Origin of the sequence: Sphingopyxis sp. JAI128 (assembly GCF_014207235.1) — a bacterium.
Lineage (GTDB): Bacteria > Pseudomonadota > Alphaproteobacteria > Sphingomonadales > Sphingomonadaceae > Sphingopyxis.
The window spans coordinates 524,609-551,457 of the sequence record NZ_JACHDA010000002.1; the positions used below are offsets into that span (position 1 = coordinate 524,609).

29 protein-coding genes and 1 tRNA gene are annotated in these 26,849 nt (G+C 65.7%); 6 read left to right on the forward strand and 24 right to left on the reverse strand.

Going from position 1 to position 26,849, the window contains the following annotated elements; all coding sequences use genetic code 11:
- Window positions 1–23 precede the first annotated feature (23 nt).
- On the forward strand, window positions 24–647 hold the full coding sequence (locus HDC35_RS06480) for a class I SAM-dependent methyltransferase (protein ID WP_184644824.1): 624 nt from the start codon (window positions 24–26) through the stop codon (window positions 645–647).
- Window positions 648–1,046: 399 nt separating this feature from the next.
- Here the strand turns inward: HDC35_RS06480 and HDC35_RS06485 are convergent, their stop codons facing one another.
- The 5 genes from HDC35_RS06485 to hisG all read right to left on the reverse strand — a co-directional run bounded on the left by HDC35_RS06485 (window position 1,047) and on the right by hisG (window position 6,710).
- Entirely contained in the window at window positions 1,047–3,161 is a 2,115-nt protein-coding gene (locus HDC35_RS06485; protein ID WP_184644826.1) for a sodium-translocating pyrophosphatase, read from the reverse strand.
- Window positions 3,162–3,343: 182 nt separating this feature from the next.
- On the reverse strand, window positions 3,344–4,273 hold the full coding sequence (gene thiL, locus HDC35_RS06490; RefSeq protein WP_184644828.1) for a thiamine-phosphate kinase: 930 nt from the start codon (window positions 4,271–4,273) through the stop codon (window positions 3,344–3,346).
- A 46-nt stretch (window positions 4,274–4,319) separates the two neighbouring features.
- Entirely contained in the window at window positions 4,320–4,772 is a 453-nt protein-coding gene (gene nusB / locus HDC35_RS06495) for a transcription antitermination factor NusB (RefSeq protein WP_184644830.1), read from the reverse strand.
- Window positions 4,769–6,067 (reverse strand): histidinol dehydrogenase, encoded by a 1,299-nt coding sequence (gene hisD, locus HDC35_RS06500; protein ID WP_184644832.1) that lies wholly within the window; start codon window positions 6,065–6,067, stop codon window positions 4,769–4,771. Before hisD ends, nusB begins: the two co-directional genes overlap by 4 nt.
- On the reverse strand, window positions 6,054–6,710 hold the full coding sequence (gene hisG / locus HDC35_RS06505; RefSeq protein ID WP_184644834.1) for an ATP phosphoribosyltransferase: 657 nt from the start codon (window positions 6,708–6,710) through the stop codon (window positions 6,054–6,056). The genes hisD and hisG overlap by 14 nt, the downstream gene beginning before the upstream one ends.
- 39 nt (window positions 6,711–6,749) lie before the next feature.
- Here hisG and HDC35_RS06510 point away from each other — a divergent pair, with 39 nt between their 5' ends.
- Window positions 6,750–7,829, forward strand: coding sequence for a DUF2332 domain-containing protein (locus HDC35_RS06510; protein WP_184644836.1), 1,080 nt, complete (start codon window positions 6,750–6,752; stop codon window positions 7,827–7,829).
- A gap of 84 nt (window positions 7,830–7,913) precedes the next feature.
- On the opposite strand, the gene HDC35_RS06515 is transcribed toward HDC35_RS06510, so the two are convergent.
- The 13 genes from HDC35_RS06515 to HDC35_RS06575 form a co-directional block, all read right to left on the reverse strand.
- A complete protein-coding gene (locus tag HDC35_RS06515) occupies window positions 7,914–8,468 on the reverse strand; it encodes an AHH domain-containing protein (protein ID WP_311770726.1) in 555 nt (184 codons plus the stop codon).
- Window positions 8,390–9,226 carry a hypothetical protein gene (locus tag HDC35_RS06520; RefSeq protein ID WP_184644841.1) on the reverse strand — a complete coding sequence of 279 codons (837 nt, stop codon included), beginning with the start codon at window positions 9,224–9,226 and terminating at the stop codon, window positions 8,390–8,392. Before HDC35_RS06520 ends, HDC35_RS06515 begins: the two co-directional genes overlap by 79 nt.
- Window positions 9,227–9,332: 106 nt before the next feature.
- Complete coding sequence (locus HDC35_RS06525; RefSeq protein ID WP_184644843.1) at window positions 9,333–11,294, reverse strand: potassium transporter Kup; 1,962 nt, start codon at window positions 11,292–11,294, stop codon at window positions 9,333–9,335.
- Between the two features lie 39 nt (window positions 11,295–11,333).
- The gene (locus tag HDC35_RS06530) at window positions 11,334–12,005 is read right to left on the reverse strand and encodes a tetratricopeptide repeat protein (protein ID WP_184644845.1); all 672 of its coding nucleotides are present in this window, start codon (window positions 12,003–12,005) and stop codon (window positions 11,334–11,336) included.
- Complete coding sequence (locus HDC35_RS06535) at window positions 12,002–12,427, reverse strand: cytochrome c-type biogenesis protein (RefSeq protein ID WP_260397612.1); 426 nt, start codon at window positions 12,425–12,427, stop codon at window positions 12,002–12,004. Before HDC35_RS06535 ends, HDC35_RS06530 begins: the two co-directional genes overlap by 4 nt.
- Window positions 12,428–12,429: 2 nt before the next feature.
- Window positions 12,430–12,960: a DsbE family thiol:disulfide interchange protein gene (locus HDC35_RS06540; RefSeq protein ID WP_184644849.1), complete on the reverse strand. Its 531-nt coding sequence runs from the start codon at window positions 12,958–12,960 to the stop codon at window positions 12,430–12,432.
- Complete coding sequence (locus HDC35_RS06545; protein ID WP_184644851.1) at window positions 12,957–14,927, reverse strand: heme lyase CcmF/NrfE family subunit; 1,971 nt, start codon at window positions 14,925–14,927, stop codon at window positions 12,957–12,959. Before HDC35_RS06545 ends, HDC35_RS06540 begins: the two co-directional genes overlap by 4 nt.
- On the reverse strand, window positions 14,924–15,361 hold the full coding sequence (gene ccmE, locus HDC35_RS06550) for a cytochrome c maturation protein CcmE (protein WP_184644853.1): 438 nt from the start codon (window positions 15,359–15,361) through the stop codon (window positions 14,924–14,926). Before ccmE ends, HDC35_RS06545 begins: the two co-directional genes overlap by 4 nt.
- The gene (locus HDC35_RS06555) at window positions 15,358–15,513 is read right to left on the reverse strand and encodes a heme exporter protein CcmD (RefSeq protein WP_184644855.1); all 156 of its coding nucleotides are present in this window, start codon (window positions 15,511–15,513) and stop codon (window positions 15,358–15,360) included. Before HDC35_RS06555 ends, ccmE begins: the two co-directional genes overlap by 4 nt.
- A 3-nt stretch (window positions 15,514–15,516) precedes the next feature.
- Window positions 15,517–16,248 (reverse strand): heme ABC transporter permease CcmC, encoded by a 732-nt coding sequence (gene ccmC, locus HDC35_RS06560; RefSeq protein ID WP_184645252.1) that lies wholly within the window; start codon window positions 16,246–16,248, stop codon window positions 15,517–15,519.
- 95 nt (window positions 16,249–16,343) lie between these two features.
- Window positions 16,344–16,697: a YbaN family protein gene (locus HDC35_RS06565; RefSeq protein WP_184644857.1), complete on the reverse strand. Its 354-nt coding sequence runs from the start codon at window positions 16,695–16,697 to the stop codon at window positions 16,344–16,346.
- Window positions 16,698–16,747: 50 nt separating this feature from the next.
- A complete protein-coding gene (locus tag HDC35_RS06570) occupies window positions 16,748–17,800 on the reverse strand; it encodes a Glu/Leu/Phe/Val dehydrogenase (RefSeq protein ID WP_184644859.1) in 1,053 nt (350 codons plus the stop codon).
- Between the two features lie 98 nt (window positions 17,801–17,898).
- Window positions 17,899–17,975, reverse strand: a tRNA-His gene (locus HDC35_RS06575).
- 103 nt (window positions 17,976–18,078) lie between these two features.
- Here HDC35_RS06575 and HDC35_RS06580 point away from each other — a divergent pair.
- Window positions 18,079–18,759, forward strand: coding sequence for a prolyl hydroxylase family protein (locus HDC35_RS06580; RefSeq protein ID WP_260397582.1), 681 nt, complete (start codon window positions 18,079–18,081; stop codon window positions 18,757–18,759).
- A gap of 136 nt (window positions 18,760–18,895) precedes the next feature.
- Here HDC35_RS06580 and HDC35_RS06585 read toward each other — a convergent pair whose 3' ends face one another.
- The gene (locus tag HDC35_RS06585) at window positions 18,896–19,642 is read right to left on the reverse strand and encodes an SIMPL domain-containing protein (RefSeq protein WP_184644861.1); all 747 of its coding nucleotides are present in this window, start codon (window positions 19,640–19,642) and stop codon (window positions 18,896–18,898) included.
- A 134-nt stretch (window positions 19,643–19,776) separates the two neighbouring features.
- On the opposite strand from HDC35_RS06585, the gene HDC35_RS06590 reads away from it, so the two are divergent.
- A complete protein-coding gene (locus tag HDC35_RS06590) occupies window positions 19,777–21,555 on the forward strand; it encodes an ABC-F family ATP-binding cassette domain-containing protein (RefSeq protein ID WP_184644863.1) in 1,779 nt (592 codons plus the stop codon).
- Window positions 21,556–21,674: 119 nt separating this feature from the next.
- Here HDC35_RS06590 and HDC35_RS06595 read toward each other — a convergent pair whose 3' ends face one another.
- Together HDC35_RS06595 and HDC35_RS06600 are read right to left on the reverse strand one after the other, a co-directional pair.
- Window positions 21,675–22,124: a DUF1465 family protein gene (locus HDC35_RS06595; RefSeq protein WP_260397583.1), complete on the reverse strand. Its 450-nt coding sequence runs from the start codon at window positions 22,122–22,124 to the stop codon at window positions 21,675–21,677.
- A 120-nt stretch (window positions 22,125–22,244) separates the two neighbouring features.
- Window positions 22,245–22,442 (reverse strand): YdcH family protein, encoded by a 198-nt coding sequence (locus tag HDC35_RS06600; protein WP_184644865.1) that lies wholly within the window; start codon window positions 22,440–22,442, stop codon window positions 22,245–22,247.
- 126 nt (window positions 22,443–22,568) lie between these two features.
- Here HDC35_RS06600 and HDC35_RS06605 point away from each other — a divergent pair, with 126 nt between their 5' ends.
- Window positions 22,569–22,727, forward strand: coding sequence for a YdcH family protein (locus HDC35_RS06605; RefSeq protein WP_184644867.1), 159 nt, complete (start codon window positions 22,569–22,571; stop codon window positions 22,725–22,727).
- A 44-nt stretch (window positions 22,728–22,771) separates the two neighbouring features.
- Here HDC35_RS06605 and HDC35_RS06610 read toward each other — a convergent pair whose 3' ends face one another.
- The 3 genes from HDC35_RS06610 to HDC35_RS06620 form a co-directional block, all read right to left on the reverse strand.
- Complete coding sequence (locus HDC35_RS06610; RefSeq protein ID WP_184644869.1) at window positions 22,772–23,161, reverse strand: PilZ domain-containing protein; 390 nt, start codon at window positions 23,159–23,161, stop codon at window positions 22,772–22,774.
- Window positions 23,162–23,247: 86 nt separating this feature from the next.
- Complete coding sequence (gene dksA / locus HDC35_RS06615) at window positions 23,248–23,709, reverse strand: RNA polymerase-binding protein DksA (RefSeq protein WP_039572520.1); 462 nt, start codon at window positions 23,707–23,709, stop codon at window positions 23,248–23,250.
- Between the two features lie 716 nt (window positions 23,710–24,425).
- Window positions 24,426–25,313 (reverse strand): hypothetical protein, encoded by an 888-nt coding sequence (locus HDC35_RS06620; protein WP_184644871.1) that lies wholly within the window; start codon window positions 25,311–25,313, stop codon window positions 24,426–24,428.
- Window positions 25,314–25,505: 192 nt separating this feature from the next.
- On the opposite strand from HDC35_RS06620, the gene serS reads away from it, so the two are divergent.
- Window positions 25,506–26,786 carry a serine--tRNA ligase gene (gene serS / locus HDC35_RS06625; protein WP_184644873.1) on the forward strand — a complete coding sequence of 427 codons (1,281 nt, stop codon included), beginning with the start codon at window positions 25,506–25,508 and terminating at the stop codon, window positions 26,784–26,786.
- The last annotated feature ends 63 nt before the right edge of the window (window positions 26,787–26,849 follow it).

Here is a 26,849-nt window from a genome sequence, read left to right on the forward strand (position 1 = left end):
CGCGCCAAGAGGGAGCGATGCAAATGGCGAACTGGTGGGAACGTCACGGAGTACCACGCCTGATCAAATGCGCCTGTTCGCAGGGACAGATCATGAAGGTGCGTAGCAAGGTTGTGCCGCATGCGCGGGGCCATGTGCTGGAACTTGGCTGCGGCGGCGGGATCAACATGGAATTCTATCGCCCCGGCCAGATCGAGAGCTTCAGCGGACTCGACCCCTCGCCCGAACTGCTCGCGATGAGCGTCGCGGCGGCAGCGGCGCGCGGCATCGACGCCGATATCCGCGAAGGCGTCGGCGAGGCGATGCCGTTCGAGAGCGGGCAGTTCGACACCGTCGTCACGACCTTCACGCTCTGCTCGGTCGCCGATCAGGCGGCGGTGCTGCGCGAAATCCGCCGCGTGCTGAAACCGGGCGGCACAGCGCTGTTCCTCGAGCATGGCGCCGCGCCCGATGCCGGCGTCGCGAAATGGCAGCGGCGGATCGAGCCCATATGGAAACGGATCGGCGGCAATTGCCACCTGACCCGCCCGATCGCCGATGCCTATGCGAAGGCCGGCTTTGCTGTCGACCGGCAAGCCGCCGCCTATATCCCCAAAACGCCCCGCCCGTTCGGCTGGTACGAATGTGGAGCCGCACGCCCCGCCTGAAAAGGGATTGCAAGATGATCCGTTTCTGGCTGCTCACCCTCAGCGGCCACGCCAGCCCCCGCCGCTGCAACCGAGATAGCGAGCATTTTCCCGACGGATCGCGCGAGATATTTTCGATAAAGCGCGGCGAAATCTGTGTCGCGGACCGATTCTCGCCTTTGAACAGCCGGTGAGTTTCCGGCTGAGTGAATTTGACGACATCGGGGGCAGCGACACGATCGGAACGATCGGATCTCCGCGACACGCCGGGGACATTCACACGAACGCCCGATGGCGATAAGAGCGATTACGGGATGACCTATACGCTGACAGTCGGCTAGCGATCGTCAGGACCGGACAAAGAACGCCCCGCCGGATCGCTCCGGCGGGGCCGTTCATTGCCCGCAAGCGCGGCGCGGGTTAGGCCGCGCCGTGGGCCAGCGCCGCGAGGAGCAGGATCGCCACGATGTTGGTGATCTTGATCATCGGGTTGACTGCCGGACCCGCGGTATCCTTGTACGGATCGCCAACGGTATCGCCGGTCACCGCGGCTTTATGGGCTTCGCTGCCTTTGCCGCCATGGTTGCCGTCCTCGATATATTTTTTGGCATTGTCCCACGCGCCGCCGCCCGAGGTCATCGAGATGGCGACGAACAGGCCGCCGACGATCACGCCGAGCAGCAGCGCGCCGAGCGCTTCGAGCGCCGCGGCCGGACCCGCCACCCACAGGATCACGAAATAGACGACGATCGGCGCCAGCACGGGGAGCAGCGACGGGACGATCATTTCCTTGATCGCGGCCTTGGTGACGAGATCGACGGTGCGGGCATAATCGGGGCGGCTGGTGCCGTCCATGATCCCCTTGTTGTTCGCGAACTGGTCGCGGACATCCTTCACCACATCCCCCGCCGCGCGGCCGACCGCGGTCATCCCCATCGCACCGAACAGGTACGGCAGAAGCGCGCCGAGCAGCAGCCCGACGATGACATAGGGCGACGACAACGAGAAGGTCAGCGGCTCGGTCAGACCCAGCACCGACGAATATTCGGTGATGTCGGCAGTATAGGTGCCGAACAGCACCAATGCCGCCAGACCCGCCGAACCGATCGCATAACCCTTGGTCACCGCCTTGGTCGTGTTGCCCACGGCGTCGAGCAGGTCGGTCTTTTCACGAACCGAGTCGTCAAGCCCCGCCATTTCGGCGATGCCGCCAGCGTTGTCGGTGACCGGGCCATAGGCGTCGAGCGCGACGACCATGCCCGCAAGCGCGAGCATCGCGGTCGCGGCAAAGGCGATGCCGATGATACCCGCAAGCAGATAGGCGATGATGATGCCGGCGCAGATCACCAGCGTCGGCAGCGCGGTCGATTCAAGACTGATGGCCAGCCCTTGGATCACATTGGTGCCATGGCCCGTTTCCGATGCCTTGGCGATGCTGCGGACCGGGCGATAGTTGGTCCCGGTGTAATATTCGGTGATCCAGATGATCAGCCCGGTGATGACGAGCCCGAGCAGCGAACAATAGAAGAGCGCGCGGCCATTGAAGCCGGTGCCCGCAATCTCCGCATTCATGTCGCCCAGCGCATATTGGGTCGAGAACCAGATCGCCGGGATCGAGAGAATCGCGGTGACGAGGAAACCCTTGTACATCGCGCCCATCACATTGGTCCCGCTGCCGAGACGCACAAAGTAAGTACCGATGATCGAGGTGATGATGCACACGCCGCCCATCAGCAGCGGCAGGGTCATGAGCGGGAGCAGCATGTCGCCCGCGCTCTTCAGCAGCAGCGCGATCAGTACCATGGTAGCACCGACGGTGACGACATAGGTTTCAAAAAGATCGGCGGCCATGCCTGCGCAATCACCGACATTGTCGCCGACGTTATCGGCGATCACCGCCGGGTTGCGCGGATCGTCCTCGGGAATCCCCGCCTCGACCTTGCCGACGAGGTCGGCGCCGACGTCGGCGGCCTTGGTGAAGATGCCGCCACCAAGGCGCGCGAAGATCGAGATCAGCGAAGCACCGAATGCCAGCGCAACGAGCGAATCCACAACGGTGCGGTCGTCACCGCCGACGGTGAAGCCGCCCGGCCCGATCAGATACCAGAAGAAGACCGAAATCGCGAGCAGCGCGAGGCCCGCCACCAGCATCCCCGTGATCGCGCCGGCGCGGAACGCCATGGTCAGGCCCGCCTGCAATCCGGTCTGCGCCGCCGCCGCGGTGCGGACGTTGGCCTTTACCGAGATGTTCATCCCGACAAAGCCCGCAACACCCGACAGGACGGCGCCAATCACAAAGCCGGTCGCCGAGATCGGGCCGAGAAAATAGCCGACGAGAATGGCTACGACGACGCCGACAATGGCGATGGTACGATATTGACGGCCGAGATAGGCCTTGGCGCCTTCCTGAATGGCGCCGGCGATTTCCTGCATCTTCTCATTCCCCGCCGATGCGCTGAGCACCTGCCGCGAGGTAATGAATCCATAGAGTACGGCCAAAAGGCCGCACGCTATCGCGATCAAAACCGGATTCATGCGTGTTGCTTCCTTCCCATGCGAAGGGCGACGCAGAAGATAGCAGTCGAGCACGTCCGACTTATTGATGCCGGTTCGCTCTCTCCCCTGATGCGACCGCCCCAAATTTGGACGCCGAGTTATGGGAAGAAAGGATGCGGCGCGCAACCCCGCTTATTCGGCTGAATTCCGTGCTCGCAGGATCAATGCATGAAACCGAGGCGGGCGGGCAAGGCGATGCGCTGCGCGCGGTGCGTGAGCATGATTCCCTCGCCGACCCCGGCATGGCCGATCGGCGTCACCGCGACGTTCAACCCGGCCGCGATCTCGCGGATCGCCACCGCCGCCGACGGATCGGCGGAAAACAGCAATTGGTAATCGTCGCCCGCTGTCGCGGCGGCAAGCCGCGTGTCGAGAATGTCGGGACGCACCGCGAGCAGCGCCGCCGACAAGGGCAGCGATTCCAGCATGAGGCCAAGTTCGCACCCGCTCGCCTGTGCCATCCGCTGCGCATCGATGAGCAGCCCGTCGGACACGTCCATCATCGCGTGGACATGGCGTGCCACCGCCCGTCCGAAGGCGAGCTGGGGCTGCGGCCGCCTATAGGCGGCAAGACAGGTTTCATTAGCGTGCTCCTGCCCCAGCCGCATCGCGAGGCCGAGCCCGGCGTTACCGATCGTTCCCGTCACCCAGATCTGGTCGCCCGGCCGCGCGCCGCTGCGCAAGGGGGCGCCGCCCGGCGGCGCGCGCCCGATCGCGGTCAGCCCGAAGCTGCGCGGCGCGCCCGCCGGCACGCGCACCGTGTCGCCGCCGAGCAGGATGACGCCGAAACGGCGCAGCACGAGGCCGAGTCCTTCGGCGAAACCCGCGTCCCACGCGTCGTCGCCGAGGCTGTAACCGACCAGCACGCCGACGGGCGCTGCCCCCTTGGCCGCCAGGTCGGACAGGTTCACCGCGACGAGTTTCCACGCCACATCTTGCGGCGTGTCGTCGGGCAGGAAATGCACGCCCTCGACGATCATGTCATGGGTGAGCACCAGCCCTTCCCACTCGGCCGCGTCGTCGGCGAGGCCGCGCGCGGCGGGATCGGTCGCGATGCTGCGCAGACGGGCAATGAAATCGGCTTCGGACATGCGCGCCCCTTTCGCCCGAACAATGTGCCCTAATTCGGTTCGTGTTTTAAGTGGCTTTGCGCACATCCTTGCCGATCGCATCGAGCAGGCCGTTGGCGAAGCCGGCCTCGCGACCGTCGAAAAAGGCCTTGGCGACATCGACATATTCGCTGACAACCGCGCCGACCGGCACGTCGCCGCGGGCCACGAGTTCATAGACGCCGGCGCGCAGAATCGCCTTCATCGTGCGGTCGAGCCGGTCCATCGTCCAGCCGCTCGCAAGCCGGGCGACGATCGCTGCGTCGATCTCGCCGCGGCGCGCAAGCGTTCCCTTGACGATATCGTCGAAGAATGCCGTGTCGGCATCGGCATATTCGGCGTCCTCGATCGTCGCGCCGATACGATGCTGGTGGAATTCGTGGATCAGCTTGGCAACCGGGGTCGCTTCCATTTCATGCTGGTAGAGCGCCTGCACCGCGGCAAGGCGGGCGGCGGAGCGGGATTGGGTGCGCTTGTTCATGTCTGTTTCAATCTGTTGGCGACGCTGAGCGCGTGCGCAGGAAGTCCCTCGGCACCGGCAAGCGCGACGGCGGCTGGGCCGATCGCGGCAAGGCTCGCGTCGTCGAGCGCGAGGAAGCTGGTGCGCTTCATGAAATCGGTGACCGACAGACCGCTCGAAAAGCGCGCGCGGCGTCCGGTGGGAAGAACATGGTTCGGGCCCGCGACATAATCGCCGATCGCTTCGGGCGTCTGGCGACCGAGAAAGACCGAGCCCGCGTGGCGCACCTTGGCAAACAGCGCGTCGGCCTCGGCAGGATCGACCGCAAGTTCGAGATGTTCAGGCGCCAGCCGGTCGCAGAGCGGGATCGCGTCGACCAGGGCCGGGACGACGATCACCGCACCATTGTCCGCCCAGCTTGTCTGCATCGTCGCCGCGGTGTTCAGCGTCGGGATAACCTGCGCGACCGCCGCTGCGACCGCATCGGCGAAATCGCCATCGTCGGTGAACAGGATCGATTGGCTGGTCGGATCGTGCTCGGCCTGGCTCAAAAGATCGGCGGCGATGACATGCGGCTCGTTCCTGTTGTCGGCAACGACGACGATCTCGCTCGGCCCGGCAACCATGTCGATGCCGACGACGCCGTAAAGCTGGCGCTTCGCCTCGGCCACCCAAGCGTTGCCTGGGCCGGTGACGACGTCGACGGGTGCAATCCTGTCGGTGCCATGAGCCAGCGCCGCAATCGCCTGCGCGCCGCCGACGCGCCAGATTTCATCGACCCCGCCGATATGCGCCGCGGCCATCACGACCGGGTTCGTCTCGCCCCCCGGGGTCGGGGTCATCATCACGATACGTTCGACCCCGGCGACCTTCGCGGGAATGATGTTCATCAGCACCGACGAGGGATAGGCGGCGCGCCCGCCGGGGACATAAACCCCCGCGGCATCGACGCCGCGCCAGCGCGCGCCCAGCCGCGCGCCGGTGTCGTCGCGATAATCGCGATCCTCGGGCAGCTGCCCGGCGTGATAGGCGCGGATGCGCGCGGCGGCGAGGTCGAGAGCATCGCGCAGTTCGGGCGCCAGCGCCGCATAGGCGGCCGCGCAATCCTCTTTCGAGATGCCCCAGCCGCGCCCGCCCAGATCGAAGCCGTCGAACTTTGCGGTATAATCGGCGAGCGCGGCGTCGCCCTCGGCCTTCACGCGCGCGATGATCGCCGCGACATCGGCCGAAACGTCGGACGCGCTCTCGCGCCGGTCGCCCACGAGCGCATCGAACGCGGCCGCAAAGCCCGGCGCCGAGGCGTCAAGCCGCCGCATCGCCGACCGCTGCACGGAATTTTTCGACCAAAGCAGGAACTTCGGCCGAATTGAGCTTGAACGCCGCGCGGTTCACGATCAGCCGCGCCGATACCTCGCTGATGACCTTCTGCTCGGCCAGCGCATTTTCGACGAGCGTGCGCCCGGTCGAAACGAGGTCGACGATATGCGAGGCGAGGCCCAGCTTCGGCGCGATTTCCATCGCGCCGTTCAATTTTATGCACTCGGCCTGGATGCCCTGCGCCTCGAACCAGCGACGCGTCGTCGCGGGATATTTGGTCGCAACGCGGATATGACTTTCGCCCAGCCCGGGCGGCGCGCTGCCCTCGGGCCCCGCGAGCGACAGCCGGCAATGGCCGATGCCGAGGTCGACCGGCGCATAAAGTTCCGAATAGTCGAACTCGTCGACGACGTCCGACCCGACGATGCCAAGCTGGGCCGCGCCATGCGCGACGAAGGTCGCCACATCGAATGCGCGCACGCGGATCAGCGAGATGTGCGGCTGGTTGGTACCGAACACCAGCGCGCGGCTCTTCTTGTCGAAGAAATCCGCCGCAGGCTCGATACCGACGCGCGCGAGCAGCGGCAGCGCCTCGTCCAGGATGCGCCCTTTCGGGATGGCAAAGATGATCGGTTCGGGCATAAGCGCGCCAGCCCATAAGCGGCAGAGGGAGAAAGGGCAATGAGCGACCGGTACCAGTTTGTCGATATGGCCCAGACCGGACCTGCGGCGGTCCGCACCGCCTTTGCCAACCAGGTCGCTTACTGCCGCGCCAATGACGCCCCGGTTACGGCGCGCGTTGTCGCGGCGCTCGCGACGTTGCTGGACAGGCCCACCACGGATTTTGCGCGGCGCATCGCTGCCTGGCCGGGGACACCGCTCGCCGACGCGCTGCCGCTGCGGGCTGCGGGCGGCATCCACGCGCTGCATCTCGGTCGCACCGTGCCCGATCTTGCCCCCATTTATGCCGACGCCGACGGCTTCAACGACGCGGCGATCGTCGGCGCCGTCGTCAACCGGCACGAGGCGGCGCTGCTGCCATGGCTCGACGGACCGCCGCAGACCAACGAGGCCGGGCGCTCGTCGAATTTCATCGCCGCGATGTTGTGGCTCGCCGAGCGGGGCCTGCCGCCGCACTTCGAATGCCTCGAAATCGGATCGAGCGCCGGGATCAACCTGATGATCGACCGCTATCACTACGACCTTGGCGGCGTGCAGGTCGGGCCTGCGCCCGGCGCCATGGCCTTCACACCCGAATGGCGCGGCCATCATCCGCCGATGCATAATATCGCCTTTGCCGCGCTGAAGGGCTGCGACGTCGCGCCTGTCGACCTGACCGACCCCGCGCAGGCGCTGCGACTCAAGGCCTATATCTGGCCCGAACATCATATCCGCTTCGCGCGCATGGAGGCGGCGATCGCCGCCGCATCGGAGGAGCCGCCGCATTTGGTCCATGCCAACGCCGCCGATTTCGTCGAGGCCGAACTTGCCCGGCCGCAAGCCGAAGGCACGACGCGAGTGCTGATGCACTCGATCGTGTGGCAATATGTTCCGAGCGACCAACAGGCGCGGATCACCGCGGCGATGGAAGCCGCCGGCGCCCGGGCAACGCCCGAGCGCCCGCTCGCGTGGGTCGCGCTGGAAGCTAACCGGACCGTGCATCATCATGAATTGGTGGTGCGATATTGGCCCGCCGGCGATACCTTGAAAAAGCTGGGCCACGCGCATGCGCACGGTGCGTGGATCGAATGGCTTGGCTGACGGACGTCGGCGATGGCGGCTTTGGGGTGGTTAGCTGCCATCTCGTGAACCGGCCGCCTTCGCTGGTTAGCAGCCCGCCCTCCCTTACGCCCCGAAAAGCTTGTCGATCGCTTCGTCCAGATAGGGACGATCGACGAACAGCCGCATGGGGTCGCGCCGGTTGAGCCAGAATCCGGCCCCATGCCGATCGGTCAGCGCACGGCGCGTCGTGTCCTGCAACAACCGCAGGCGCATGATCGCAGTGCGGCGCGCTCGGCCAAGGCCATCCGGCGCCTGCAACGCGAAATGCACTCGAATCGCCTCGACGCGCGCGGCGACCACGTCGTTATAACCCCGATGCGGGCCGCGATGCAGCGCGTGACCCAAGCGCAAAGCGGTTCGCTCGCACGCGGGCAGCATCAACCCGTTACGGCCGAAATGCCGGAGGGCGAATCCCTCTCCGCGCAGCTGCTCGAACATCGCCGCCATTTGCGGACGCTGCATCAGGCCGATGGGAATGAGGTGGTGGCGCTGGAACCCCGCGCGCGCCGCCGGCGCGCCCTGCCACCCCCGCCCCTGTCTCAACCGTCGCGGCCAAATTCGACAACAACCGTCGCCCTTTGCCGTTCGCCGTCCGGCGGCGGCAACAGGTCGATCCACTCGCCCGCTTCCAGTCCGCGCATGCTCCGCGCCTCGCGGACCGGACCGTTGAGCATCATGTCGAGCGCCAGTCGCGACAATCGCCGCACCATCTCCGCCGCCGTCCAGCCGTCCGGCACGCGCGCCTCCAGTTCCTGCCCGGCAAACAGCGCCAATCCGCGCGTTCCCATCGCGCTCCCCTCCCCCAGATCCTTGCGCCGGAACGCGACGAGGTGGAGCACCGGCGGCATGCCGCTCACCAGCATTTCGGCGATCGACGCGCGAAATTGCGGGGCGTCGGACCACAGCCGCGCCGGCGACCAGAATATATGGCCGGCATCGAAGAGGTCGATCAACAGCACCATCGTCTTGAAAAATTCGCGCATCTGCGTCGCCCTTGCGTCCGACGAGGTCGACGGTGCGGGCTCGGGCTCGGGAATGAATATCCAGCACGCGCCGCCCGCCCGCCACTTCGGCGGCAGGCTTGCCGCGAACTGGCTGGTCGAGGGATCGCCGGGATCGGCGAAATCCAGCGCGTCGGCAGCAGCGGGGCCGGCCAACACCGATAGCGTCCCGAACGACAGGCGGAAGCGCGGCGCCGCGATCAGCGCCGACATCTCGCCGTCCGCATGGTCGATGCGCTCCGGCTTCAACCCCATTCGGCGCAGCGATGCCTCGATAACCTCACCCGAACCGCCCGGCCTTGTCACGCCAGCGACAAGGGCAAAGGTCGCCGGCGGCACCGGCAGGTTCAAAGCGTCGATGTTGCCGACATCCATCGTGTTGCGCGGCCTTTTGTGGGTCCCCCTTGCATTGCAAGACTGGCACCGAAGTTCAAACGCTTATTCGTGGATGTCGCAAAGTTAACCTTGGCGCGGATCGGGGTCAGATCGCGACCTGGCTGCCGAGCTCGACGACGCGGTTCGTCGGCAGGCGGAAATATTCCATCGCGCTTTCCGAATTGCGTAGCATCCAGGCGAACAGCTTTTCGCGCCAGATCGGCATTCCCGGCTTGCTCGCGGCGATCAGCGTCTGGCGCGACAGAAAGAAACTGGTCTCGAGCATCTTGAACTCGCCGCCACAGCTCGTCACGCGCTTCAACGCGTCGGGCACGTCGATCGGCTGCATGAAGCCGTAATTCAGGATCAGCCGGTGAAACCCCTGCCCCAGGTCGTCGAGCGCGCAGTGATTTTCCGCGCGGACATAGGGCACGTCGGCGATCTTGATCGTCAGCAGGATGATCCGTTGGTGCAGCACCTTGTTGTGTTTCAGATTGTGGAGCAGCGCGTGCGGAACGCCGTCGCTGCTCGACGTCATGAACACAGCGGTGCCGGGCACGCGCGTTGCGCTGTTCGCCGCCGACTTGACGAACACGGGGATCGGCATCGCCCCTTCGGCCATTTCCTGCTGCATCAGCTTGCGCCCGCGCGACCAGGTGGTCAGCAATGTGAAGATGGTGAGGCCGATCGCCAGCGGCACCCAACCGCCATCGGGTACCTTGATCAGGTTCGCGCCGAAATAGGCGATATCGACGATGAAAAAGACCGCAAGCACAGGCAGCGCCTTCCACGCCGGCCATTTCCACAGCGTGAAGAGCACGACGCTCATCAGACAGGTGTCGATGAACATCGCGCCCGTCACCGCAATGCCATAGGCCGCGGCAAGGTTGCTCGACGATCCGAAGAAGAGGACGAGGATGATCACCATCACCATCAGCCCCCAATTGACCATCGGGATATAGATCTGCCCCTGCGCCGACGCGCTGGTATGCTCGACACGCAGGCGCGGCATGAAACCCAGCTGGATCGCCTGCTGGGTCAGCGAAAAGGCGCCCGAGATCACCGCCTGGCTCGCGATGATCGTCGCGAGGATTGCCAGGATCACCACGGGGACCTGCCAGGCATCGGGCATCATCTGGAAAAAGGGATCGGCGATCAGGTCGCCGCGCGGTCCCATCTCGGCGTCGAGCACCATCGCGCCCTGTCCCATATAGTTCAGCATCAGCGCCGGCAGCACGAAGGCCAGCCAGCTGAGCCCGATCGGCCCGCGCCCGAAATGCCCCATATCGGCATAGAGCGCCTCGGCCCCCGTCACCGCGAGCACCACTGCGCCCAGGGCGATGAAAGCGGTGAAACCGTCGACATAGAAGAAGCGCAGCGCATTGAGCGGGTTCAGCGTTTCGAGGATGATCCCCGGATGATCGACGATATGGATCAGGCCAAGGATCGCCAGCATCGTGAAATAGGAGAGCATGATCGGCCCGAACAGCATTCCGACCTTCGCGGTCCCGCGCGACTGGAGCGCGAACAGGCCGATAAGGATCGCGAGCGCGATCGGCACGATATAGGGCTCGAAGCCTTTGTTGACGTAACTCAACCCCTCGGTCGCCGATAGCACCGACATCGCGGGCGTGATCATGCTGTCGCCGTAGAACAGCGCGGTCGCGAACACGCCGAGCAGCACGATCGGCCAGGTCCATCGCTTGCCCTCCGACGACCGGCTGATCAGCGCGAGCAGCGCGAGACTGCCACCCTCGCCCTTGTTGTCGGCGCGCATGATCGTCATGACATATTTGAACGTCACGACGAGCATCATCGACCAGAAGACGAGGCTCAGCACGCCATAGATATGCAGCCGGTCGGGCTCGATCGGATGATGCCCGGCAAAGGTTTCGCGAAACGCATAGAGCGGGCTGGTGCCGATGTCGCCGAACACGACGCCGATCGCGCCGACGGCAAGCTTCAGCTTGCCATCGCCATGATGTCCATGGCCGTGATGGCCGGTACCGGCGGCAGCCTCGATGGCGCTCTGCGCGCCTTCGGCCGCCTGTTGCGACTCAGCAGTCATCGCGCGCCTTTAGACGAGCCGGCGCTTTTGGAATAGGTTTCAATTGGGGACGCCATCGGCCGACTCATCGCCCGGAATCTCCGGCGGAAGCTGCGGCCCGAGCGCCTGCCGCAATTGCGCAAGCCGCATCTCAAGGTCCGCTCGCCACGGCGCATCGGCGGGGCTGCGCGCAAGAAGCTGGCTCCACACCGCCTCGGCGCCCTTCAGGTCGCCGCCCTGCGCAAGCGCGAGCCCTGCGAAGAAAGGCGGCGCCGGATGCGTCGGGTCGCGCTTCGCCGCCTCGTCAAACGCCAGCGCGGCCGCGGGCGACATCATGCCGCCGCCATGGGCGGCGAGCGCATTGCCCAGCCCGACCCACAGATCGACATTGTCGGGATGGCTCTCCAGCCCCTTTTCCAGCGTCTTGGCCGCCAGCTCGGTCTTGCCCGTACGCGCGAAACCGTCGGACATGCCTAGCCATTGCGCAGCGGGACCGAAGCGTTCGGACATGCCTTGCCGTTGGTCGGTGATCGCCTCGCCGAACCCGTCGGGCTCTTCGGGCGCCGCGACGGGCTTGCCCGGCAGCGACGGGCTCCCTTGCAGCGCATAGCCCGCAAGCCCCAGCATCACCGCCGCACCGGCGAGCGGCCGCGCCGCAGCGGGGAGCCGGCCCAGCCAGAAAATACCACCGATCGTCAGCGCAGCGGCAAGAAGGACCCACAGCCAGATCATGGGACATCGTCCCCGTCGCGCGCGCCGCCCCGAAACCGGCCGAACGCCAGCCACCCGCCGATGGCAAGGAACATCAGCGGCCCGAGCCACAGGAGCGCCGTCGCCCCGTCGAACGGAGGGTCATAGCTCACCCAGTTGCCATAGCGCGCGACAAGCCAGGCCTTGATCTCGTCCGGGCTTTCGCCCGCCGCGATCTTGCTGCGCACCTCGTGCCGCATATCGCCCGCGAGCGGCGCATCGCTGTCGGCAATCGACTGCCCCTGACAGACGAGGCAGCGCAATTCCTCCATCAGCGCTTTGGCGCGCGCTTCCTTGGCCGGATCGCTCAGCTGCTGATAGGCATAGGGCGCCGGCGGCAACCGGTCCTGCGCCGCCAGCGGCAGCGCGAACGCGCTGAACAGGCAAAGCAGGATCAGCCGCAATCTCACTTCATCGCCTCCAGCTTCGCGACGATCTCGGGCACCTGATCGGCAAGGATCACGCCCTGAATCTGCTCGCGAATGACCCCCTTGCCGTCGATCAGGAAGGTTTCCGGCACGCCCGACGACCCGAGCGCGATCTGGACGCTGCTCTGCATGTCCGCCCCGATGCGGTCGAATGGATTGCCGTATTCACGCAGGAACATCGCGACATCCTCCGGCCGGTCGCGGATTGCGATGCCATCGATGGGGACGCCTGCGGCCTTCAGCGCCTCGAGCTGCGGCGCCTCGGCGCGGCACGGAACGCACCAGCTCGCGAACACATTGACCAGCCGTGGCTTGCCGTCGGCGAGCTGACTGCTCTTCAGCCCCTCGACCCCCGCGGTAGCGGGCGGCAGGTCGAACAAGGGCATCGGCTTGTCGATCCACTGCGACTGGATCAGCGTTTCGGCGGGCGTCACCAGCCGATAGATGAAGGCGCCGAACAGCAACCCCATGATCGCCAGCGGCACGAACAGGACCCAGCGATTCTTCATGGCGCAAAACGCTCCTGTGACTTGCGGTGGCGGCGCGAGCGCCAGATGGCGAGCAACTGCGCGCGGCCGAGCAGCGACAGCGCCGCGCCGACGGCGACCAGCGCGCCGCCAAGCCAGATCCACCACACCAGCGGCTTCCACCACAGGCGGATCTGGTAACGGTCGGCGCGGCCGTCGTCCGCCGTCACCGGCTGGCCGAGTACCGCGTAGAGCTGCCCGCCCGGCCGCGTCAGCAGCGCCGCCTCGTTCGTCTCGGTCGGCGCTGTGCCCATCAGCCCCGGAAAGGTGCGCGATTCGGGCTTCATCGTAAAGCTCGTCCCCGATGACGTCGTTGCGACCAGCGTGCCCTCGATCGCAGTATAGTTCGGCCCCGCGACCGGCTTCACCCCGACGAACTTCATTGAAAAATCGCCGATCCTTATATCGTCGCCCGGCGCCGCCGCGACCAGCCGTTCCTTGATGAAAGCGCTTTCGGCGCCCATGCCTGCGAGGCAGACCGCGACGCCGAAATGCGCGACGACCATGCCCCACGTCGGCAGCGGCGTGCGGCGGAGGTTGCGCCCCCACAAGGGCGCAAGGCTCGCGACTGCGACGATGGCCGCGACGGTCATGCCGAGCAGCGGCAATATGCCGACCTTACCGCCGAACAGCACGAGCCCGAACAGCACCGCGGCCCCTGCAAACACCGCCAGCGGCAGCCGCGACCACAGCCGCTTGCCGTCGTCCTTACGCCAGCTCAAGAGCGGTCCCGCCACCATCACGAGGCAGAGGATCAGCGCAAGCGGCCCCGCTACCTTGTTATAATAGGGCGGCCCCACCGAAATCTTCTCGCCCATCGCCTCGGCCATGATCGGGTAGAGTGTGCCCAGGAGCACGAGCGCGAGGATCGTCGTCAACAAGAGGTTGTTGATTACTAGCGAGCCTTCGCGGCTCAAGAGCGCGAATTTCTTGCCTTCGGCCACGCTGCCGGCACGCAGCGCGAACAGGGTCAGCGCGCCACCGATATAGATCGCCATCAGCACAAGCAGAAAGGTGCCGCGCTCGGGGTCGACCGCGAAACTGTGGACGCTCGTCAAAAGCCCCGACCGCACGATGAATGTGCCGACCATCGACATCGAGAAGCCGATCACCGCGAGCATCACCGTCCACGCGCGCAGCGCGTTGCGCGTCGCGGTCACCGCGACTGAATGGAGCAGCGCCGCGCCCGCGAGCCACGGGACGAGCGACACATTCTCGACCGGGTCCCAGAACCACCAGCCGCCCCAGCCCAGCTCATAATAGGCCCAGTAGCTGCCCGCGGTGATGCCGAGCGTGAGGAAAATCCAGCTTCCGAGCACCCACGGCCGCATCGCCCGCGCGAACGCCGGGCCGATCTCGCGCGTGATGAGCGCGCCGACGGCAAAGCTGAACGCGACCGATAACCCGACATAGCCGACGTAGAGGGTCGGCGGGTGGAAGGCCAAGCCGATGTCCTGCAACAGCGGATTCAATCCTTGTCCATTGGGCGGTGCTACCGGCAACCGCTTGAATGGGTTCGACGAGAACAGCAGGAAAGCGAAGAAGCCGAGGCTTAGCGCCGCCTGCGCCGCGAGCGTCGCGATCAGCGTATCCTCGCGCAGCCTCTTCTCGAAAATCGCGATCAGCCCCCCCGACAGCGAGAGGATCATCAGCCACAGCAGCATCGACCCTTCGTGATTGCCCCACGTCCCCGCGATCTTGAAGATCATCGGTTTCAGGCTGTTGCTGTTGCGCGCGACCAGTTCGACCGACATGTCCGACCGCACGAACAGCGCGATCAGCAGCCCGAATGCGGCCGTGGTGAGCACGCCCTGCGCAACACTGGCCGGGCGCACGAGCGCCGCCAGATCCTTGGGTCCGCCGCGCAGGAACAATATCGCCGCGACCAGCGTCAGGCACGCGAGCGCCGCCGCGATCCACAACAGGGCCAGACCCAGTTCGGCGATCATACCCCCGCCGGCGCTTTCATATTTTTCGGCATCTCGCTCATCTGCGGCGGCATATAGCGCTCGTCATGCTTGGCGAGGATGCGGTCGGCAACGAACACCCCGTCGGCGCGCATCCGGCCGTCGGCGACCATGCCGCTTTCCTCGCCGAACAGGTCGGGGACGATGCCCCTATATTCGACTGGAACCGACGCCTTGCCGTCGGTCGCGACGAAGCGGATCGTCAGCCCGTCGCTCTGCCTTACGATACTGCCCTTGGCGACCATCCCGCCCAGCCGCATCGCCTCGCCGCCCCCCGCCTTTCCGCCCTGCACCTCGACAGGGGTGCGGAAATAGGCCGCCTCGTCGCGCAGCGCGCTCGCCGCGAGCACGCCCGCGCCCGCCACGCCGCCGAGCGCGACGAGCGCGAGGATCAGCCGTTGATGCTTCGCCTTCACTTGCGGTCCTTTCGCAGCGCGTCACTGCGCTTCTCAGCCTTTTTCATCGCGCGCCAGCTTGCCCACAGCACGGCGCCGGTCAGCACCGCCGTCAGTCCATAGGCCGCTGCGACGAACGCCCATTGGCCGCCCCCGCTGATCACCCCCGTCACGCGTCAATCCTCCTCGTCGGCCAATCGCCGCAGCCGCGCCGAAACCCGGTTGTCGGCGAGGATCCGCCGCATCCGCATCAGCACGATCGCCCCGAATAACAGCGAAAAGCCGAACAGGGTCAAGCCCAGCGGCCACAGCAGGGCGCCGTCGATGCTCGAACCGCGCAGCGTGATGCTCGGCCCCTGATGCAGGCTGTTCCACCACACGACGCTCCGATTGATGATCGGAATGTTGATCGCGCCCACCAGCGCATAGATCGCCGCGCCGCGCGACAGCGAGCCGCCCTGTGGTTGCCCGTCGTCGCCGCTCGTCAGCGCGATGAATCCGGCATAGAGGAACAGGAGGACGAGCATCGAGGTCATCCGGCCGTCCCATTCCCACCAGGTTCCCCAGGTCGGGCGGCCCCAGATCGACCCGGTCGCGAGGCAGAGCGCGGTGAACAGCATCCCCGGCACCGCGATCGCGCGAGCAGCGATGCCCGACAATGGATGCCGCCAGACGAGCTGCACCAGCCCCGCGATCGCCAGCGACGTCCAGCCGCCCATGCCGAGCCAGGCCGAGGGGACATGGACATAAAGAATGCGCGCGGTTTCGCCCTGTTTGTAATCGCCAGGAACCATCGCCAGCCCGCCGAACGCGCCGCCGAGCACGAAGAACAGCCCGGCGCCGAGCAACCAGGGCGTCAGCGGCTTGACGATCGCCAGAAAACGGGTCGGATTGGCATAGGCGTGCATCGGTTTCGCATCGTCCTTAGGCGAGCCGGACAAGAGGGTCCAGCGATTTGCCCCGCGCACTCGACGCACCGCTGTCACAGCGGCGCGCAGCGAAGTCATCCCTCGGGCCGCGTCCATATCCAGCTTCCCGTCACCACCGCCGCGATCACCGGCAACATCACCCACGGCCAGGGCGAAAAGATCGCGGCCAGCACGATGCTGAGGGCGAACGCTGCGCTCGCGGCGATCTTGCCCTTGCGGCTGATCGCGCCCTTCTCGCGCCACGCGACGATATGATGCCCGAAATGCGGATGCGTGAGCAGCCAGGTCTCCAGCTGCGGCGACGAGCGCGCGAAACAGAAGGCCGCCAGGATGACGAACGGCACCGTCGGCAGCAGCGGCAGTAAAGCGCCGATCGCGCCAAGCCCCAGCGACGCCCAGCCCGCGACCAGATAGAAATGCCGTTTCATCGAGGGCCGGCTTAGCGGAATTACGGTCCCGCGCCAGCCCTCGAAGCAGCTCAACCCCGCCCGATCAGCTTCTGCGCCATCCGGTCGGCCACCACCGACGCCGGCGTCACGCTCGCCTTGCTCTCGGCCCAGATTTCGGCGAGGCGGCCGGGGATTTGATGGATGCGGCTTTCGACTTCCTCACGGCTGCCCTGCCCCAGATATTCGAGCGCGACGTTGATGATGCCGCCCGCGTTGATCACATAATCGGGGGCATAGACGATCCCGCGATCATGCACATGCTGACCGTCGAGCGCAGTCGCGAGCTGGTTGTTCGCGCCGCCCGCGACGATCGGCACGCGCAGCTTTTCGATGCTTTGCTCGGTCAGGATGGCCCCCAGCGCATTGGGGCTCAGCACGTCGGCCTCGATCTCCATGATCGCCGCCGAATCAGCGAGCTCGGCGCCGAGTTCCTCGGCCAACGCCTTCGCGCGCGCTAGGTTGACGTCGGCAAGCGTCAGCTTCGCACCGTCGGCCGCAAGCCGCCGCGCGACGCCGCCGCCGACGCTGCCGACACCCTGGATAGCAACGCGCACATCCTTTGCGCTGTCGGTGTTCAGCCCCTCGCGGATCGCCGCCTTGATGCCAAGATACACCCCCAGCGCGGTAAAGGGCCCGGGATCGCCGCCGGCATCGGCCCCGCTCGCGACCGGAAGCCCGCTGACATGGTTCGTCTGCCTCGAAATCTCGACCATGTCGGCGTCGGTGATCCCGACGTCCTCGGCGGTGACATAAGCACCGCCCAGCGAATCGACCGCGCGGCCAAATGCCGCCAGCAGTTCGGGGGACTTGGCGCCGTGTTCGTCGGCCAGGATCACGCCCTTGCCGCCGCCCATCGGCAGTCCGGCCATCGCATTTTTATAGCTCATACCGCGCGACAGGCGCAGCGCATCCGTGATCGCCGCCGCGCGCTGCGGATAATGCCAGTAACGCACGCCGCCCGCACCGGGGCCGAGGTGAGTCGAATGGACCGCGATGACCGCCGTCAGGCCGCTCGCCCGATCGCGGAACATGTGGACATGCTCATGATCGTCGAAATCGGCGAAATCCCAGACAGCAGACATGCGCGGCTCCTCGCATTAGAAAATTACGTAGAGACGCAATAATCCAATAGGGATTGAGAGTCACCCCAAATCCCGCATTGGCGCCAAAAATGAGAAAATGGGGCGATCAACGGGGCTCGAACCCGCGACCTCCGGTACCACAAACCGGCGCTCTAACCAACTGAGCTATGATCGCCACATGCCGCGCGCGAAGCCGCTGCGACAGCGCGCGGCGATAGGCGTGACCTCCCCCTTCGTCAAGCATTGTTCGCTTGCCGAGACCTCACTAAAAGCGCGTCATGGCTGGCAAGGATCATGTCGACATGGCGCCCTCGGGCGCCGACCGCACCGCCGAGCGGCTTGCCGCCGTCCCCGGCATCCGCCGTGCGCCAACGCCAAAGCTGCAACAGTTCATCCTGTCCCGCTTCCTCGATACCGAAACCTGCGCGGCGCTGATCGCGCAGATCGACCGCGACGTCCGCCCCTCGACCATCGCCGACCCGAACGGTGACGACGCCTTCCGCACCAGCGCGACCTGCGACCTCGATCATCGCGACCCGCTGGTGATGGCGGTCAACAACCGCCTTCACGATCTCGCCGGCATCCCGCTCGCCTATGGCGAACCGATGCAGGGCCAGCGTTACGACGTCGGACAGGAATTCAAGGCACACACTGACTATTTCGACCCGCATGGCGCTGACTGGGAAACCTATTGCGCGGTCCCCGGCCAGCGCAGCTGGACGCTGATGATCTATCTCAACGAACCGGGCGCGGGCGGCGCGACGCGGTTTCTCGCGACCGGCAAGATGCACCAGCCGGAAGTGGGCAAGCTGCTGGCGTGGAACAATGTCCGGACCGACGGCACTGCCAACCCCGACACGCTTCATCACGGGATGAAGGTGCGCAAGGGCCGCAAATATATCATCACCAAATGGTTCCGCGAACGGCCATGGCCGTGGGCGGAAGGGGAATTGGGTTAGACGGTCGTTTACAGCCGCTGGACCAACAATGATCGATGCACCCTCACCCTTCCCACCGGCTTGGCCGGCGGGCTCCCTCCGTCTCCCATCGGGAGAGGGAGGGAGGCGCAAAGCGCCGGACGGGTGAGGGTCGCGATCAACGCACCAGCCGATACTGGAAATTCAGCGTCAGCGTGTTGCCGACCTGCCCTGGTTCGACCGGCGTTGCCTTGCCGGCGGCATCCATCGCCTGCAAACGGACCATCGGCATCGGCGGCTGCGGCCCGCCAAAGCTGCCTTCGCTGATCGAAACCAACTCGACGCCGCGAAAACCCGCGAGCCGCGCATAATCCTGCGCCTTCGCCTCGGCCGCCTTGATCGCGGTACCGCGCGCGCCGACGAGCTGCGCGTCGGGATCCTTCATGCCGAACCACGGCCCGTCGACATTGGTGCCGCCGGCGGCGACCAGCGCGTCGAGCAGCGGGCCGATATCGTCGATCTTGGGCGTCGTCGCGCGCACGCTGTTCGACACCTGATAGCCGAGAAAACGCGGGGGCTGACCGTCGCCACGATTGTTGTAATCATATTGCGGCGACAGGTTGATGCCACTCGTCTGGATATCCTCGCCCTTGATCCCGCGCGCCTTCGCGGCGGCGATCAGCTTGTCCATCGCCGCGGCATTGGCGCGCATCGCTTCGACCGCGGTCGGCGCGGTCGTCGTCACGCCGGCGCCGACGGTCGCTTGGTCGGGGCGCGAGCGCACCTCCTCGCTGACCGAAAAGCTCAGTATCGGTCCCTGCGTCGTTGCTGCAGTCACCGTCGAACCTCCTTGTTGCGCGGCGGCGGGCACTGCCGCCATCAGGACCAGTCCGGATGCCATAGCGGCGAGCATTTGCTTCGTCATTTCATTCTCCTGCGAACCGGGCTTCCGGTTCATTATGATCTCCGCCCCGTAACGCAGACGGAGCAGACCCGTTCCGCCCTTTGCGCGGACGGCGCTTGCATGATGCTGAACGCGCCAGTAGCGAGCCGTTCATCATGGCAGCACCAATTCTTTCATACGAAGGCCTCGGCCTTGTGCAGGGCAGCGGCTGGCTGTTTCAGGATCTCGACATCTATGTCGGCGAACGCGACCGCCTTGCGCTGATCGGCCGCAACGGCGCAGGCAAGACGACTTTGCTCAAGCTGCTCGCCGGCCGCATCGATCCCGACAAGGGCAAGCGCACGATCGTTCCCGGCACCCATGTCGTGATGCTCGAACAGGAGCCCGATTTCCGTCCCTTCGCAACGCTCATGGACTTCGCCGTCGCCGGCAACGACGGGCCGCCCGAGTATGAGGTGGCGGCGATCGCCGACCAGCTTGGCATCGACATGAGCCGCGCCGCCGCCAGCGCCTCGGGCGGCGAGCGCCGCCGCGCCGCGCTCGCGCGCGCTTTGGCGCAGAACCCCGATGTGCTGCTGCTCGACGAGCCGACCAATCATCTCGACCTCGCCGCGATCGACTGGCTCGAATCCTGGCTCGCGCGCTACACCGGCGCCTTCGTCGCGATCAGCCATGACCGCACCTTCCTGACCCGCCTCACGCGGCAGACCTTGTGGCTCGACCGTGGCAGTATCCGCCGCAAGGAAATCGGCTTCGGCGGTTTCGAGGAATGGAGCGACGCGGTCGCCGCCGAGGAAGCGCGCGCCGCACAGAAACTCGATTCGAAGCTGCGGCTCGAGGCGCACTGGCTCGAACGCGGCGTCACCGCGCGCCGCAAGCGCAATCAGGGACGTCTCGAGAAATTGAAGGAAATGCGTGCGACCCGCGCCGCGATGATCGGCGGCCCCGGCGTCGCCAAGCTCGGCCTCGCCAACGACGATGTCCGCTCGAAATCGGTGATCGTCGCTGAGAATGTGAGCAAGAGCTTCGGCGACCGCACGATCATCAAGAATCTCGATTTCCGCGTCCAGCGCGGCGATCGCATCGGCATCGTCGGCGCCAACGGCGCGGGCAAATCGACATTGCTCAAACTGCTTACGGGCGAAATTCAGCCCGACGAAGGCAGCATCACCCTCGCCCCTACACTCGACGGCATCGTCATCGACCAACAGCGCAGCCTGCTTTCCCCCGAAAAACGCGTCCGCGACGTGCTCGCCGACGGCGGCGACTGGGTCGAGGTGCGCGGGGTCAAAAAGCATATCCAGGGCTATCTGAAAGAGTTCCTCTTCGACCCCGGCGTCGTCGAAGCCAGCGTCGGCGCGCTGTCGGGCGGCGAACGCTCGCGGCTGTTGCTCGCGCGCGAATTCGCGCGCGAATCGAACCTGCTCGTCCTCGACGAGCCGACCAACGACCTCGATTTGGAAACGCTCGACCTGTTACAGGAAGTCATCGCCGACTATGCGGGGACAGTGCTGCTCGTCAGCCACGACCGCGACTTCCTCGACCGCACCGTCACCGTGACGCTCGGCCTCGACGGATCGGGCAAGGTCGACATCGTGGCGGGCGGCTATGCCGATTGGGAGGCGAAGCGTGTCAAACCCAACAGCGTCAAGGCCAAGGCGGCTGGAACCAACGCCCCGCCCCCACCGCCCCAAGCGCGCAAGAAACTCTCCTACAAGGACCAGCGCGACTATGACCTGCTGCCGACCCGGATCGAGGAGATCGAAGGCGAAATGGCGAAGATCGAAACCGAACTCTCCGACGGCGCCCTCTTCACGCGCGACAATGCGCGCTTCAATGCGTTGACATCGGAGCTCGACAAGCTGCGCAAGGAAAAAGCGGCCGCCGAAGATCGTTGGCTTACGCTGGCCGAGGAAGTCGAAGCATTAGGCTAAGTGGCGATCGCCAGCGTCCACCGCGTGGCCGCGGGGCTGTGGGGGGCTTTCGCGGGGGTCACATCTCCCAACGGCGCATCCGGTCATTCGCGGCTGTTCAGCCACCTGCGGTGGCGCTTTCAGAGTCGCGCTTCGAGTTGCGCGAGCAGCGCCTGTACGGGCGGCTGCGGGGGCGGCGCTTCCCAACCGGCCTCGATCGCCGCGATGCGTTCGAACAGGCGTTCGCTGGCGGAAACGATGCGGCGAACCGACAGGTCGAAACCTGCGCAGACGGCCCAATCGGCGGCGACGGGTTCGCCGATGCGCGCCGCGCTGTCGTTCGGCCCGGCCCCCGGATCGCCGACAAACATCGCGCGGCGATGCAGTAGCCAGGCGATGACATGCATCAGGCGGGTTGTCGTCTTCAGCGATTCACAGGCGAGGCCGATCTGCGCCAGGGCATCCCCATTCGCGCGTCCAAGATCGCGCTGCGCGGCAAAGGCCGCGTGCGCTTCGTCGGCAAGCAGCATCGCCTCGACATAGAGATTTTCCACCTGCGCGCGCTGCACCGGCCGTGCCATCGCCATCATGTCCGTTCGCCCACCGACCATGGCGTCAGGGATGCCACGCACCCGGGCTATTTCGCAATGGCAGTAACCATGAAATATGATGCACCGCCCGTCCCGTTTTGATTCAGGGCGTTACCAGTGTCAGGCGATAATGTCGGGGAGCAGTTGATCTTCGCACCACGCGATTTCGTCGCGCAGGCGCAACTTGCGCTTCTTGAGGCGCGCGAGTTGCAGCTGGTCGGGAACGGAGCCGCCGCCGAGCGCGATGATCGCGGCGTCGAGATCGCGATGCTCGACGCGAAGCAGTTCCAGGCGCTGGGTAATTTCCTCGGGGCTCACACCGGTCTCCCTGCCACGTTCACCACTGGTCCGCAACGGGAACCAGCTGACCGAATCGCCACGACATTCCGCCCGATTCGTGATTTACTCGACCCTGCCAATCGAGTCGAAAAAGGAGAATGGCATATGAGCACGTCGCACCTTTCCGCCCTGAAGTCCCGCCACGCGGACCTTGACGAGAAAATTGCGAATGAAGAACGCCGCCCCTGCCCCGACGCAGGCGTGCTGGCCCAGATGAAAAAGCAAAAGCTGAGGATCAAGGAAGAGATGCTCGCGATCGCCTGACGATCGCGACGACCGCCCGCTGATGCCGCCCTGTCGAGGACGCATCAGCGTCGGCGGTAAAAGGGCCCTCGTTCGAGGCCAGTGCGCCGAAGATGCGGCGGCAGATCGGACTCCGATACCACCTGACGACGAACCGCCTGGGGATCGACCGCCCGGTCGAACGCAATACCGAACTTGCCCTCGCCCGCCCAGACGACGCGCCCCGAAACCGGGCCGACGTTGCGCAATTCGACTTCAATCACGTCCCCCTGTTCCACCCGGACCATGCCCTCGGCGAGCATGCCGCCCGCGGACAGGTTGCGCACGCGCACGACGACGCCCCCGCTTTTTCCGGGCACGGTCAGGCTGGCCTGCATGAACAGGCTGTCCCGATCGGTGCCGCGCGACAGCGCGGCGACTTCTTCGTCCACTGTTGTTGGCACGCGCGATTCCATTGCGACCCGTTCCCCGCGTTGAATGTCAGGCGGCGAATCTAGGCGCTGGTCGTTGCGGAATCGTAAATAGGATTGCCCCCGGCCGATCAATCTTCGCGGGAAATCCGTTCGTTGCGTTCGTGGCGCTCCTGCGCCTCCAGCGTCATCGTCGCGATTGGACGGGCTTGCAGGCGCGCCAGCGAGATCGGTTCGCCGGTGACGGCGCAATAGCCATATTCGCCCTCGTCGATACGACGGATCGCCGAATCGATCTTGGCGATCAGCTTGCGCTGGCGATCGCGAGTGCGCAGTTCGATCGCCCAATCGGTCTCGCTCGACGCGCGATCGGCAAGGTCGGGCTCGCGCAGCGGACCGTCCTGAAGATGCGCGAGCGTCGATTCGGATTCGGACAGGATAGATTTTTTCCAGGCGAGGAGCAGGCCGCGGAAATAATCCTGCTGCCGCTCGTTCATAAACTCTTCGTCGTCGCTGGGAACATAATCCGAATCGAGATTGGACTTGGCTTCGCGAAGCGCGTCTGCGCCAACATCGGCAATCTTGGTCGGCATGAGGGGCTCTCGCGTCCTTTCCTGTCACCCCGCAGACCGCAAAGCGCGCAGGGAGTGGCGCGCCTATAACCAGCCACTGGTCACGATACAAGCGCCGAAGCAGCGCATTGCATCGACCGCGTGAAGCACGGCTGAACCGGCGCCCTTCGGACGGTGATTCCCGGTCGCCAGCGGACCCGCCGGCGGGTGCGGGCCAGTCCCGATTTAGGGCCGAAGATTAACCAATTGCATAGAATCGTTGCACATTCCGTTCTGTTTTGGGACAGATACCGTGATTTTGATTGATTCCGTCGCCCTTTTCCCGCTGTCGGACAGGCAAACGCGGTTAACGCGATTGCCGCGTTCATAAAGATTTGGCCTTTTGGGTTATAGCGAAGGTGAAATCGGGTGTCGGTCGAGGGACGCTTCGCACCTGCAACGGGAAAGAAAGAGAAACCTATGTCTGTCCGAATGGCCCTTGCCAAGCTTTGCGCCTGCACCTGCGGGGGGGCAATCATCGGTAGCGGTGCGATGCAGATCGCCGACGTTCCGAAGGCACGGGCGCAGGTCCAGTCCTGCTCGCCGTGCGTCGCCAAGAAAAAGGTCGTGCGCAAGCGCCATGCGGCCCGCAAGCCGGTGAAACGCGTCCGCCGCGTCGTCACGACGAAAAAGGTGATCCGGACCGCGACGCCGCAGACGCAGGTCGTGACGCAGACGATCCCGTTGCCGCCGATCCCCTATGCGCCCTTCCCGCAGCGCGGCGGTTTTGAAGGCGGCGGCAGCGGCGGCGGCGTGACCGTGATCGGCGGCGGCTTCGGCGGCGGTTTCGGCGGCGGCTTCTTTGGCGGTTTCTTCGGCGGCAGCTCGGGCGGCGGCAGCAGCGGCAGCATCGTCGTCACCTCGACGACGACGGGCGGTGTCAGCACCTCGACCAGCACCTCGTCGGGCGTGTCGACCTCTACCGGCGGTGTTTCCACCTCGACTGGCGGTGTTTCCACCTCGACTGGCGGGGTTTCCACCTCGACCGGCGGGGTTTCCACCTCGACGGGCAGCGTGTCGACCTCGACCGGCGGCGTTTCGACCTCGACGGGCAGCGTCAGCACCTCGTCGGGCAATGTGTCGACGTCGTCGGGCAACGTCAGCACCTCGTCGTCGAGCAGCAGTTCTTCGTCGAGCTCGTCCTCCTCTTCTTCCTCGTCGAGCTCGTCCTCGTCGGGCGGCTCGTCGAAGGGCGGCAGCTCGCATGGTTCCTCGCACGGATCGTCACATGGTTCGTCGCACGGCAGCTCGGGCTGGGGCGGTTCGTCGAAGGGCGGCAGCTCGAGCAGCTCGAGCTCGTCCTCCTCTTCTTCCTCGTCTTCGTCGAGCAGCAGCACGTCGAGCGGCGCGACCTCGTCGGGCGCAACCGGCGGCAGCAGCAGCTTCGGCACGACGAGTGGCTCGTCTTCCTCGTCGTCGAGCAGCAGTTCCTCCTCGTCGTCGTCCTCCTCGTCCAGTTCGGGCGGCAGCAGCAGCAACGGTGGTTCGTCGGGCGATCCGACGCCGGTTCCCGCGCCGCCGATGATGCTACTGTTCGGTGCCGCGGCGGCGGCGCTCGTCGCGCGGCGCCGCGCGGCGAACCGCAACGACGACGACGCCAACGCGGCGTGATGAAATCCACTGGCGGTTTTCGGGGCTGACCCGGACCACCGAACTGGGGGCCGCCCTGCGGGGCGGTCCTTTTTGATTCCGGGTGCCCGACGGCAGCGGCCACGCAGCGAGCATGGCGCGCCCGCAACGGGCTTGCGCCGCGCGAACGGCAACGCCATAGCGCCGCCATGCACGATATCCGCCTGATCCGGGATCACCCGCAAGCCTTCGACGCCGGCCTCGTCCGCCGCGGCCTCGAACCCCTGTCCGCCGAGATTCTCGCCATGGACGCCTCGCTGCGCGCTTTGCAGACCGAAATTCAGGCCGCGCTCGCTCGCCGCAACGAAGCGTCGAAGCTGATCGGCCAGGCGATGGCGGCGGGCGACAAGGACAAGACCGAAGCGCTGAAGGCCGAGGTCGCCGACCTCAAGACATCGCTCCCCGCCAGGGAAGAGGCCGAGCGCGCGCAGCACGCGGCGCTGCACGACCGGCTCGCCGCGCTGCCCAACCTCCCCGCCGACGATGTGCCCGATGGCGAGGATGAGGAGGGCAATGTCGAAATTTCGCGCTGGGGCACCCCGCGCAGCTTCGATTTCGCGCCTCAGGAACATGCCGATTTCGCCCCCGCGCTCGGGCTCGATTTCGAGACTGCGGCAAAGATGTCGGGCGCGCGCTTCGCCTTCCTGAAAGGTCAGATGGCGCGGCTCGAACGCGCGATCGGCCAGTTCATGATCGACAGGCAAACCAGTGAGGCGGGCTATACCGAATGCGCGACCCCGCTGATGGTCCGCGACGAGGCGGCGTTCGGGACGACGCAGCTTCCGAAATTCCGCGAAGATTTGTTCCAGACGACCGACGGGCGCTGGCTCATCTCGACGTCCGAAATGAGCCTGACCAACGCGGTGCGCGAAGAGATATTGCCCGAGGCCGAGCTGCCGGTCCGCATGACCGCGCTCACCCCCTGCTTCCGCTCCGAAGCGGGGTCGGCGGGACGCGACACGCGGGGCTATATCCGCCAGCACCAATTCTGGAAGGTCGAGCTCGTCTCGATCGTCCGCCCCGAAGACAGCGACGCCGAACTCGAACGCAAGACGCGCGCGGCGGAGCAAATCCTCGAGGCGCTCGAGCTGCCATACCGCAAGATGCTGCTGTGCGCGGGCGACATGGGTTTTGCCGCGCGCAAGACCTATGATCTCGAAGTCTGGCTGCCGGGCCAAAACAGCTATCGCGAGATTTCGAGCTGCTCGAACTGCGGCGATTTCCAGGCGCGCCGCATGAACACGCGCTTCCGCCGCGAGGAGGTAAAGGGCAACGAGTTCGTCCATACGCTCAACGGCTCGGGCCTCGCCGTCGGGCGGACGCTGGTGGCAATCCTCGAAAACTACCAACAAGCCGACGGCAGCGTCGACATTCCAAAAGCATTGCTCCCGTATATGGGCGGCATCACCCGGCTGACGCCGGCCAACTAAGACATCGCCACCCCGGACTTGATCCGGGGTCCACGACGCCGGCGCCGAATGGATCCCGGATCT